Source organism: Streptomyces sp. NPDC048417 (genome assembly GCF_040651615.1).
In the GTDB taxonomy this organism is placed as follows: Bacteria; Actinomycetota; Actinomycetes; order Streptomycetales; family Streptomycetaceae; genus Streptomyces.
In genome coordinates, this window is the sequence record NZ_JBEZKI010000032.1 from 38,495 (window position 1) to 49,865 (window position 11,371).

General features: G+C 72.6%; 6 protein-coding genes. All 6 read left to right on the top strand.

The genetic code is table 11. The features are described from left to right. Positions 1-212: 212 nt before the first annotated feature. The 6 genes from AB0D59_RS39480 to AB0D59_RS39505 all read left to right on the top strand — a co-directional run bounded on the left by AB0D59_RS39480 (position 213) and on the right by AB0D59_RS39505 (position 11,355). Positions 213-821 (top strand): small secreted protein, encoded by a 609-nt coding sequence (locus AB0D59_RS39480; protein WP_362575894.1) that lies wholly within the window; start codon positions 213-215, stop codon positions 819-821. A gap of 333 nt (positions 822-1,154) precedes the next feature. Beyond that, positions 1,155-2,684, top strand: a complete 1,530-nt coding sequence (locus tag AB0D59_RS39485; protein WP_362575896.1) for a class I SAM-dependent methyltransferase — start codon at positions 1,155-1,157, stop codon at positions 2,682-2,684. A gap of 468 nt (positions 2,685-3,152) precedes the next feature. Further along, positions 3,153-3,350, top strand: coding sequence for a hypothetical protein (locus tag AB0D59_RS39490; RefSeq protein ID WP_362575898.1), 198 nt, complete (start codon positions 3,153-3,155; stop codon positions 3,348-3,350). A gap of 255 nt (positions 3,351-3,605) precedes the next feature. Further along, complete coding sequence (gene topA / locus AB0D59_RS39495; protein ID WP_362575900.1) at positions 3,606-6,428, top strand: type I DNA topoisomerase; 2,823 nt, start codon at positions 3,606-3,608, stop codon at positions 6,426-6,428. 180 nt (positions 6,429-6,608) lie between these two features. Continuing rightward, a complete protein-coding gene (tmk, locus tag AB0D59_RS39500) occupies positions 6,609-9,896 on the top strand; it encodes a dTMP kinase (RefSeq protein WP_362575902.1) in 3,288 nt (1,095 codons plus the stop codon). Positions 9,897-10,149: 253 nt separating this feature from the next. After that, positions 10,150-11,355 (top strand): DNA polymerase III subunit delta', encoded by a 1,206-nt coding sequence (locus AB0D59_RS39505; RefSeq protein ID WP_362575904.1) that lies wholly within the window; start codon positions 10,150-10,152, stop codon positions 11,353-11,355. Positions 11,356-11,371: the final 16 nt, after the last annotated feature.

Here is an 11,371-nt window from a genome sequence, read left to right on the forward strand (position 1 = left end):
TGCCAGGGGCGCCCGCCGGTTCTCGTGCGCGGCCGGGCGCGGTCGTGCGCTCCGGGTCCGGGCGTGCCGGGTGTGCCCGTCGTCTCGTCGTGAGCCTTCTCTCCCAGGTGCAAATTCACCTAAAAGCATACTTAGTGGACGCCGTCCATGGGGGTGCTGTCCGTGCGCCGTGTAGATTCCGGGGGCCGAGAGCCATTGAAGGGACCTATCCGGTGAACAAGAAGCTCGCGGCCGCACTGTCCGGCGGTGCGGTACTGGTAGTGGCGCTGTCCGGGTGCAGCAGCAACAAGGGCACCGACCCGAAGCTGATCGCCTGGGCGAAGACCGTGTGCGACGCGGTGCCGGCGCAGGACGCGAAGATCAAGGCGGCCAACGAGGCCATCGCTCAGACGGCCTCGGACACCACGAGTTCGCCCGCGACCATCCAGAAGACCGACTCCCAGGCCTTCCAGGACATGTCCGACGGCTACAAGGCGCTCGCCACGGCCATCGGCAGCGCCGGCGCGCCCCCCGGGATCGACGACGGCGCCAAGCGCCAGCAGGACGTCGTCAAGAACCTCAACAGCCTCTCCGCGTCCTATGCCGACCTGAAGAAGAAGGTCGACGGGCTCAACACGAAGAACCAGGCGAAGTTCGCCTCCGGTCTGCACGACGTCGCCTCCCAGATGGCGGACCTGGAGACGCAGAACAAGAGCGGCACCGCGGCGCTGCAGGCCCTGGAGCAGGGCGAGGTCAAGAACGCGATCGCCGAGCAGGCCAGCTGCAAGAAGGTCTCCGTGACGACGTCGGCTTCGGCGTCGGCCTCGTCGACCACGAGCTGACGGCACGAGTCGGCGTCCGCCGCGGAAGTCCGAGGTCCGCTGCGGAGGCCCGGTGTCTGCCGCGGAGATCCGGCGATCGCTCCGGAAGCCGGAAGCCGGAAGCCGGAAGTCCGAAGCTGCGGGGCCGGAAGGTGCGGGGTTGGAACCCCGGAAGCCGGAAGCTGCGGGGCTGGAAGCCGCAGGGCCGGAAGCCCGGAAGCCGGAAGCCGAGGGCCCCGGTGACCGTTTCGGGCGCCCGGAGCCGCAGGGCGCGTCCCCACGGGCCGACGGGTGCCGGCAAGGGCCCCGGCCGCCGCGAGCTGCGGCGGTGTCCGCAAGGGGGCGCGGGCCACAATGGAGGGCGTGACTGACTCCGGCCTCGCCACCCTGCCCGCTTCCGACCGCCCCGACGTCGCCGCCCGGCTGCGCACCGCCCTGCTGGGCGCCTCCTTCACCGCCGACGGGCTCCTGGAACTGCTCGGCGCGCCCGCGTACGCGGCGCTGGCCCGCAGTGAGACGGTGCCTGCGCTCCGGGCCACCCGCGGGGACACACCGCTGGAGACGCTCGTCCGGCTGTTCCTGCTCCAGCAGCCCGTGCCGCACGCGCGCGTGGCGGACATGCTGCCCGTCGACGACCTTCTGGGGAGCGGCTGGCTGACCCGCGCGGGCGGCGACGAGGTCGCGGCCACCGTGGACGTACGGCCGTACGGCGGGCCCGACGGCGAGGACTGGTTCATCGTCTCCGACCTCGGCTGCGCGGTCGGCGGCGCCGGCGGCATCGGGCAGCGCCACGAGGGTGTCGTCCTGGGCGTCGGCGGCGCGTCCACGACGCTGGCCGGCATCACCGTCCGCACGCCTGTCTCGGCCGCCCTCGACCTCGGCACCGGCTCCGGAATCCAGGCTCTGCACGCCGCCCAGCACGCCACGCGCGTGACGGCGATCGACCTCAACCCGCGCGCGCTGCACATCACGGCGCTCACGCTGGCGCTGTCCGGCGCCCCGGCGGCCGACCTGCGCGAGGGCTCGCTGTTCGAGCCCGTCAAAGAGGAGGAGACGTACGACCTCATCGTGTCCAACCCGCCGTTCGTGATCTCGCCGGATGCCCGGCTGACGTACCGGGACGGCGGGATGAGCGGGGACGATCTGTGCCGCTCGCTCGTTCAACAGGCCGGGGAGCGGCTGACCGAGGGCGGGTTCGCGCAGTTCCTCGCCAACTGGCAGCACGTCGCGGGGGAGGACTGGCAGGACAGGGTCAGGTCGTGGGTGCCGCGCGGGTGCGACGCGTGGATCGTGCAGCGCGAGGTGCAGGACGTCAACCAGTACGCCGAGCTGTGGCTCCGGGACTCCGGCGACCACCGCGGGGACACGGCGGAGTACCAGGCGCGGTACGACGCGTGGCTCGACGAGTTCGAGGCGCGCAAGGTCAAGGGGGTGGGATTCGGCTGGATCACGTTGCGGAAAACCGGGGCCAACGTGCCCTCGGTCACGGTGGAGGAATGGCCGCATCCGATCGAACAGCCGCTCGGCGAGACGATCCGCGCCCACTTCGACCGCCTCGACTATCTCCGTGAGCACGACGACGCGGATCTGCTCGAAGGCCACTTCAGGCTCGCCGTCGAGGTGGTCCAGGAGCAGGTCGGGCTGCCCGGCGCCGAGGACCCGGAGCACGTGGTGCTGCGCCAGCACCGCGGGATGCGCCGCGCGACCAAGGTGGACACGGTCGGCGCCGGGTTCGCAGGGGTGTGCGACGGCTCGCTGAGTGCGGGGCGGATTCTCGACGCCATCGCCCAGCTGATGGGCGAGGACCCGGTGTTGCTCCGCGACCGCACGCCCGCACAGATCCGGCTGCTGGTGGAACAGGGGTTCCTGGAGCCGACGGGCTGACGAACGGGGAGGCCGGACCGGGAGGCCGCGCCGGCGGAGGGTGTGGGTTCCGTTGCGCGCCGGGGCGTGCCCGGTCTGCCTACCGATCCGCGGGACGCAGCGAGCCTGTCGTCCGGCCCGGACGCAGCGAGTCGGCCGTCCTGCCCCGGGAGACATCGAGCCGGTCATCCGGCCCGGTCTGCGCGGCTGCCCTGCCCTGCCCCGCCCGCCCCACCCCGGCCGGGACGCGTCGCCCTCGGCGGGGCGCTGCCCGGCCGTTCCGGCCGTCCCCGGAACACGCCGGGAAAGGAAAAGGGCCGGAAAAATGTGGCCAGAATGTTCACCTCGTAGCCAGTCGATCGTATGTTCGAAACGATGCCAGTGTCTCGTTCACCTCGATTTCGCGTGTCCGCCTCCCACCCGCCGTCCGCCCGTGTCAGTCTCCCGGCGCTGGGCAGTCACGGACGGCAGGGAAGGGGCGCACGGGCCATGGAGAGCGGACCGGCGATCTTCGCAGGGGCGGTGTTCGCCCTGTTCGGAGGCGCACTGCTGGTGTGGACCGGCATCCGGGTCCGGCGTGGTGAACCCGTCGCCCAGGGTGTGAGTCAGGTCGCATCGGCGACCCTCGCAAGCCTCGCCGCGGTGATCGCGCTGGGCCTCGCGGCGTACTGCCTGACCCGCCTCTGACGATGCCGTTCCGGTAATCGGAGCATCACGCTCCGGACAGGGCCGAGAGAGCGGCCGGGGACTCCGGGCGGCAGGAATGGCGGTAGTCGGGTTACCGTTCGAGTGGCCGTTGTGAGCTTTTCCCGTTTGACACGGGGGCGGGATGTACCGTCACACTCCGCAGCGTCACCAAGTGAGCGGGTATCCGTGCCCGTGCCACGACCCCGGGAGCAAGGCCTGGGGAGGCCCCAGCGTCGACCGGAGAGAAGAGCGAAGTTGTCCCCGACCAGCGAGACCGCACAGGGCGGCCGCCGACTCGTCATCGTCGAGTCGCCTGCCAAGGCGAAGACGATCAAGGGCTATCTGGGCCCCGGATACGTCGTCGAAGCGAGCGTCGGGCACATCCGTGACCTTCCCAACGGCGCCGCGGAGGTGCCCGAGAAGTACACCGGCGAGGTCCGGCGCCTCGGCGTGGACGTCGAGCACGACTTCGAGCCGATCTATGTCGTCAACGCCGACAAGAGGGCGCAGGTCAAGAAGCTCAAGGACCTGCTGAAGGACTCCGACGAACTCTTCCTCGCCACCGATGAGGACCGCGAGGGCGAGGCCATCGCGTGGCACCTCCTGGAAGTCCTCAAGCCCAAGGTCCCGGTCAAGCGGATGGTCTTCCACGAGATCACCAAGGACGCGATCCGCGAGGCCGTCGCCAATCCGCGCGACCTGAACCAGCGCATGGTCGACGCCCAGGAGACCCGCCGCATCCTCGACCGCCTCTACGGCTACGAGGTCTCGCCGGTCCTGTGGAAGAAGGTCATGCCGCGCCTGTCGGCCGGCCGTGTCCAGTCCGTCGCGACCCGGCTCGTGGTCGAGCGGGAACGCGACCGCATCGCCTTCCGGTCCGCCGACTACTGGGACCTGACGGGCACCTTCGCGACCGGCCGCGCGGGCGACCCGTCGGACCCGTCCTCGCTCGTCGCCCGCCTGCAGGCCGTCGACGGCAGGCGCGTCGCCCAGGGCCGTGACTTCGACTCGCTCGGGCAGCTCAAGACCGCGAACACCCTCCACCTCGACGAGGCGAACGCGCGCGCCCTCGCCGCCGCCCTGGAGAACACCCGGTTCGCGGTCCGCTCGGTCGAGTCCAAGCCGTACCGCCGCTCGCCGTACGCCCCGTTCCGTACGACGACCCTCCAGCAGGAGGCCAGCCGCAAGCTCGGCTTCGGCGCGAAGGCCACCATGCAGGTGGCCCAGAAGCTGTACGAGAACGGCTACATCACGTACATGCGTACGGACTCCACGACGCTGAGCGACACCGCGATCGCGGCCGCCCGTGCCCAGGTCACGCAGCTGTACGGCGCCGACTACCTGCCCTCGTCCCCCCGTGTGTACGCCGGGAAGGTCAAGAACGCCCAGGAGGCGCACGAGGCGATCCGCCCCTCGGGTGATCGTTTCCGCACCCCTGCGGAGACCGGGCTGACCGGCGACCAGTTCAGGCTCTACGAGCTGATCTGGAAGCGGACCGTCGCCTCGCAGATGAAGGACGCGACCGGTAACAGCGTCACCGTGAAGATCGCCGGCACCGCCGCCGACGGCCGGGACGTCGAGTTCAGCGCCTCCGGAAAGACGATCACCTTCCACGGCTTCCTCAAGGCCTATGTCGAGGGCGCCGACGACCCGAACGCCGAGCTGGACGACCGCGAGCGCCGGCTGCCCCAGGTCGCCGAGGGCGACGCGCTCTCCGCCGAGGAGATCACGGTCGACGGGCACTCCACCAAGCCCCCGGCCCGCTACACCGAGGCCTCGCTGGTCAAGGAGCTGGAAGAGCGCGAGATCGGCCGCCCGTCGACGTACGCGTCGATCATCGGCACGATCCTCGACCGCGGCTATGTCTTCAAGAAGGGCACGGCCCTCGTGCCGTCCTTCCTGTCCTTCGCCGTGGTCAACCTGCTGGAGAAGCACTTCGGCCGGCTGGTCGACTACGACTTCACCGCCAGGATGGAGGACGACCTCGACCGCATCGCCGCCGGTCAGGCCCAGGCGGTGCCGTGGCTGCGGCGCTTCTACTTCGGTGAGGGCGCGGCCACCGGCGGCGCGGCCGACGCGGGCAACGGCGACGGCGACCACCTCGGCGGCCTCAAGGAGCTGGTGACCGACCTGGGCGCGATCGACGCGCGCGAGGTGTCGTCGTTCCCGGTGGGCAACGACATCGTGCTGCGGGTCGGCCGCTACGGCCCCTACGTCGAGCGCGGCGAGAAGGACTCCGAGGGCCACCAGCGCGCGGACGTGCCGGAGGACCTGGCGCCCGACGAGCTGTCCGTCGAGCTCGCGGAGGAGCTGCTCGCCAAGCCGAGCGGCGACTTCGAGCTGGGCGCCGACCCGGAGACGGGCCACCAGATCATCGCCCGTGACGGCCGCTACGGCCCGTACGTCACCGAGGTGCTCCCCGAGGGCACCCCGAAGACCGGCAAGAACGCGGTCAAGCCGCGTACGGCGTCGCTCTTCAAGACCATGTCCCTGGACACGGTCACCCTGGCGGACGCCCTCAAGCTGATGTCGCTGCCGCGTGTCGTCGGCGCCGACGCCGAGGGCCAGGAGATCACCGCGCAGAACGGGCGCTACGGGCCGTACCTGAAGAAGGGCACGGACTCGCGTTCGCTCACCTCCGAGGACCAGCTCTTCACGATCACCCTCGAAGAGGCGCTGGCGATCTACGCCCAGCCCAAGCAGCGGGGCCGGGCCGCCGCCAAGCCGCCGCTGAAGGAGCTGGGCACGGACCCGGTCAGCGAGAAGCCGGTCGTGGTGAAGGACGGCCGCTTCGGGCCGTACGTCACCGACGGGGAGACCAACGCGACCCTGCGCTCCGGCGACAGCGTCGAGGAGATCACCCCGGAGCGCGGTTTCGAACTGCTCGCCGAGAAGCGGGCCAAGGCGCCCGCCAAGAAGACGGCGAAGAAGGCGCCCGCGAAGAAGACGGCGACCGCCAAGAAGGCCGCGCCCGCGAAGAAGACGGCCGCGAAGAAGACCGCCGCCAAGACGACGACGGCCGCGAAGAAGACGGCCGCCAAGAAGGCGACGGCTTCGAAGGCGGCCGCGGAGGACTGAGTCACCCTCAGGTACTCATACCGGCTGCACCGGTTCATATCGGCCAGGCCGTTTCATACCGGCCACACCGGTTCACACCGCCTTCGCAATGCGAACGCCCCGGCATCAACTTGGTGTCGGGGCGTGCGTAGCTGTGGACGGTCGCGGCGGCCTGTCGGTGGCTGCCGATAGGCTGAAAGCATGACGCCAGCCGAGCAGCCAACGGCCCCCCAGACAGAACCGGACGACGCACTGGTAGCGGATTCCCGCGAACGCGCCGTCCGCTCGCTGCTGCGCCGACCCGAGCTGAGGCGGTTGTGGAGCGCCCAGCTAGTCAGCGGCGTCGGCGACACGCTGGCGCTCCTCGTGCTTGTCGTGCTCACGCTCCAGGCGGCGATCGCGCAGGGTTCGTTCGGCGGCGGCTACCGCGGTGTGGCGTTCGCGGTGGCGATCGTCTTCGGGGTGCGCATTCTGGCCACCCTGCTCTTCGGCGCGGTTCTGCTGGGCCCGCTGTCCACGCTGACCGCCGAGGACGGCCCGCTGGACCGCCGCTGGACCATGGTCGGCGCCGACGGCCTGCGTGCGGCCCTGCTGATCGTCGCGCCCCTGTGGATCGACTGGACACCGGAGAACGCCCCGGCGGTGCTTCTGGTGACGGCCTTCGTCACCGGCATCGCCGAGCGCTTCTGGACGGTCTGCCGGGAAAGCGCGGCCCCCGCGCTGTTGCCCGCCCCGCCTCCGGAGGGCGCGACGGTACGACCGCTGCCGGACCATCTGGACGCACTGCGCCGCCTGTCGCTGCGTACGACCTTCCTGGCGGTCCCGCTCGCGGCCGCCGCGCTCGCCGTCGCCTCTCTGATCAACAACCTGCTGGGCACGGGCATCGAGTGGTTCGCCCAGCACCAGGCGGCCCTCGGGTCGTACGTGGCGGCGGGCCTGTTCGCCGCCTCCCTCTCGGTGCTGGTCTACCTGGAGGTGCCCGGCACGCGCACCCCGCGCGCGCGGTCGCCGCTGGAGGGCCTGCGCCGCCCCAAGGCCGGCACCGGCATCGACCGGGGCCGTACCGGCGCTATCCCGCTGCTCGTGACGGCCTGCGCCGCCGTCGCCGGTGCCCTCTCCGCCGCGGTCGCCGTTTCCGTGCTGCACGCCAAGGACCTGGGCGGCGGCCCGGTCCTGTATGGCCTGCTGGTGCTCGCGCTGACCGGCGGGGTCGCCATCGGTATCCGTACGGCGCCCGCACTGCTGGCGACGCTCTCCCGCCGCCGACTGCTCTCGCTGGCGATCGCCTTCACCGGCATCGCGCTGCTGGCCGGCGGCCTGGTCCCGGACGTCACCACCGTGCTGCTGATCGTCGCCCTGGCCGGTATCGGCGCGGGCGTGGCCGCCAACACCGGGCACACCCTGCTCGACCAGGAGACCGAGGACTACCGCAAGGCCCGCACCACCGAGCATCTGCACGCGGTGGTCCGGGTCGCCATAGCGCTCGGCGCGGTGATCGCGCCCGTGGTGGCCGCGCTGATCGGGCCGCACCGGATGGAGAACGGCAAGTTCGTGTTCGCGCACGGCGGCGCCGCGTTCACCCTGATGCTGGTCGGGGCGCTGCTGCTGCCGGTGGCCGCGCTGGTGCTGGCCAAGGTCGACGACCGCGCGGGCGTACCGCTCCGCCACGACCTGCGGGACGCGCTGCTCGGCGGCGACGACCCGGCGCAGGCGCCCACGACCAACGGCTTCTTCATCGCCCTGGAGGGCGGTGACGGTGCCGGGAAGTCCACCCAGGCCGTGGCCCTCGCCGAGTGGATCCGGGCCAAGGGCCACGAGGTCGTCCTCACCCGTGAGCCGGGCGCCACCCCGGTCGGCAAGCGGCTGCGCTCGATCCTCCTCGACGTCTCGTCGGCCGGTCTGTCGCACCGCGCGGAGGCGCTGCTGTACGCCGCCGACCGCGCGGAGCACGTCGACACCGTCGTCCGGCCCGCCCTGGAGCGCGGCGCGATCGTCATCTCCGACCGGTACATCGACTCCTCCGTCGCCTATCAGGGGGCCGGCCGCGACCTGTCCCCGACCGAGGTCGCCCGTATCAACCGCTGGGCGACCGACGGACTGGTCCCGCACCTGACGGTCCTGCTGGACGTGCAGCCGGAGACCGCCCGCGAGCGGTTCACCGAGGCACCCGACCGGCTGGAGTCGGAGCCCGCCGAGTTCCACGCGCGCGTACGGGCCGGTTTCCTGACGCTGGCCGCCTCCGACCCCGGCCGTTACCTGGTCGTCGACGCCGGCCAGGAACCCGAGTCGGTGACCACCGTCATCCGGGCCCGGCTCGACACGGTGCTGCCGCTGTCCGAGGCCGAGGTCAAGGCCGCCGAGGAGGCCCGCAAGGCCGCCGAGGAGGAGGCCCGCCGGAAGGCGGAGGAAGAGGCCGCGCGCAAGGCCGAGGAGGAGCGCCTGGAGCGGGAGCGCCAGGAGCAGCTCGCCAAGCTGCGCGCCGAGGAGGAGGAGCGCAAGCGCCGCGAGCTGGAGGAGGCGCAGCGCCGCGAGGCCGAACGGCAGGCGGAGGAGGCCCGGCTGCGCGCCGAGGAGGCCCGCAGGCGTGCCGAGGAGGAGCAGGCCCGGCTGCTCGCCGAGGAGAAGGCCCGCGCGGAGGCGGAGGCCCGCCGCCAGGCCGAGGAGGCGCGACGCCGCCAGCAGGCCGAGGAGGAGGCCCGGCTGCACGCCGAGGCCGAGGAACGGCGCCTGGACAAGCAGCGCAAGGCCGAGGAGGCTCTGCTCAAGGCCGAGCAGGCGCGGCGCGCCGCGGCGGACGCGGCGGCCGCGGCCGACGCGTCCGCCCGGGAGTCGTCCGCGCCGCGACCGACGGCGCCCGGTGTCACACCGGAGGCGACGACCATGCCGACGCCGGTGGTGCGGCCGGACGACGAGCCGCCGGTCGCGCCGAGGCGCGCGGTGGACGACACGACGGTGCTGCGGCCGGTCCGTGCGGACCGCGAGCCCACGCCCCGCGAGTCCGAGTCGGAGGTGACGGCGCAGCTGCCGCAGCCGCCGGCGGGTGCGGCCGACGAGACGGCGGTGCTGCCTCCGGTGGTGCCGGGGGCCGCGGACGAGACGGCGGTGCTGCCCTCCGTGGCGCCGGGCGCGGCGGACGAGACGGCCGTGCTGCCTCCGGTGGGTGCGGCCGACGAGACCGCCGTACTGCCTCCCGTGCGCGACGACGCCACCGCTCCCGCCGACGCCCCGGCGGACCGGATGCCGCCCGGCTTCTTCCGGGACGAGCGGACGGACGGGCCGGGCGGGAACCCCGACGGCTCCGAGGGCCGTACGCGCGAGCTGCCGCAGGTCGACGACGACGGCGCGGCCCGGCGACAGCGCCCTCGGCCCGACTGGGCCGAGGAGACCCCGCTGGACGACCTGCCGTCGCTGGCGGACGAGCTGCTGGGGTCGTACGAGGAGGAGGCCGACGACGAGCGGGGCCGTCGGGGTCGCGGGCGGCGCGGCTGACCCGTCCCGGGCCGCAGACGCTCGTACGGGGGTGGTGCGGGTCGGGGTGCCGGCCGGTGCCGCCCCCGTTGCTGTCGGCGCGGGGGCCGTCGGTGCGGGTTCGCAGGCGCGGTGCCCGTCACGCGGTGCCCGTCGGTGCGGAACCCGTTGTCAGTGGGCGCCCGCACAATGGAGTCCGGGCCACGGAAATGGTGGACTCGGGATCAGGTCTCAGAGATCAGGACGCGTGACGGACGAAAGGGCGGCGTGACCCATGAGCGTGTGGGACGACCTCGTCGGGCAGGAACGGGTGAGCGAGGTGCTCACCGCCGCCGCCCGGGACGCCGACGCCCTGGTCACCGCCGCCGCGGCTGACCAGCCGCTGCCGGAGACGTCGAAGATGACGCACGCCTGGCTGTTCACGGGCCCGCCCGGTGCCGGCCGGAACCAGACGGCGCGGGCCTTCGCCGCCGCCCTTCAGTGCGTGAGCCCCGACCGCGCCCTCGGCGGAGCCCCTGGCTGCGGCTTCTGCGACGGCTGCCACACCGCGCTGATCGGCACCCACGCGGACGTCGCCGCGGTCGCCGCCGTCGGCTCCGAGATCCTGGTCAAGGACATGCGCGACACGGTCCGCAAGTCCTACACGTCTCCAGCGACCGGTCGCTGGCAGATCATCCTCGTCGAGGACGCCGAGCGGCTGAACGAAAAGTCGGCCAACGCCGTCCTCAAGGCCGTCGAGGAGCCGGCCCCCCGCACGGTCTGGCTGCTCTGCGCGCCGTCGATCGAGGACGTGCTGCCCACGATCCGCTCCCGCTGCCGTCACCTGAATCTCAGCACCCCCTCGGTGGCGGCGGTCGCCGACATGCTCGTACGGCGCGAGGGCATCGAGCCCCAGGTGGCCGCGGCGGTCGCCCGCGCCACCCAGGGGCACGTCGACCGGGCCCGCCGACTGGCCACCGACCCGGCCGCCCGTGAGCGCCGTGCCGCCGTGCTGAAGCTGCCGCTGCGGCTGGACGAGATCGGCGCGTGCCTGAAGGCCGCCCAGGAGCTGGTCGACGCGGCGGCCGAGGACGCCAAGCAGCTCGCCGAGGAGGTGGACGGCAAGGAGACCGAGGAGCTGAAGGCGGCGCTCGGCGCCGCCCAGGGCGGACGGCTGCTGCGCGGCACGGCGGGCGTGATGAAGGACCTGGAGGACATGCAGAAACGCCGTCGTACCAGGACCCAGCGGGACAGCCTCGACGTCGCCCTCACCGACCTCACCGGCTTCTACCGCGACGTCCTCGCCCTCCAGCTGGGGTCCAGGGTCGCGATCGCCAACGCGGACGCCGAGGACGCCCTGGAGCGGCTGGCCCGCGCCGGCTCGCCCGAGTCAACCCTCCGCCGGATCGAGGCGATCGCCGGCTGCCGGGACGCCCTCGACCGCAATGTGGCGCCGCTGCTGGCGGTGGAGGCGATGACGATGGCACTCAGAGCGGGCTGAGCGTCGTACCGGGGGA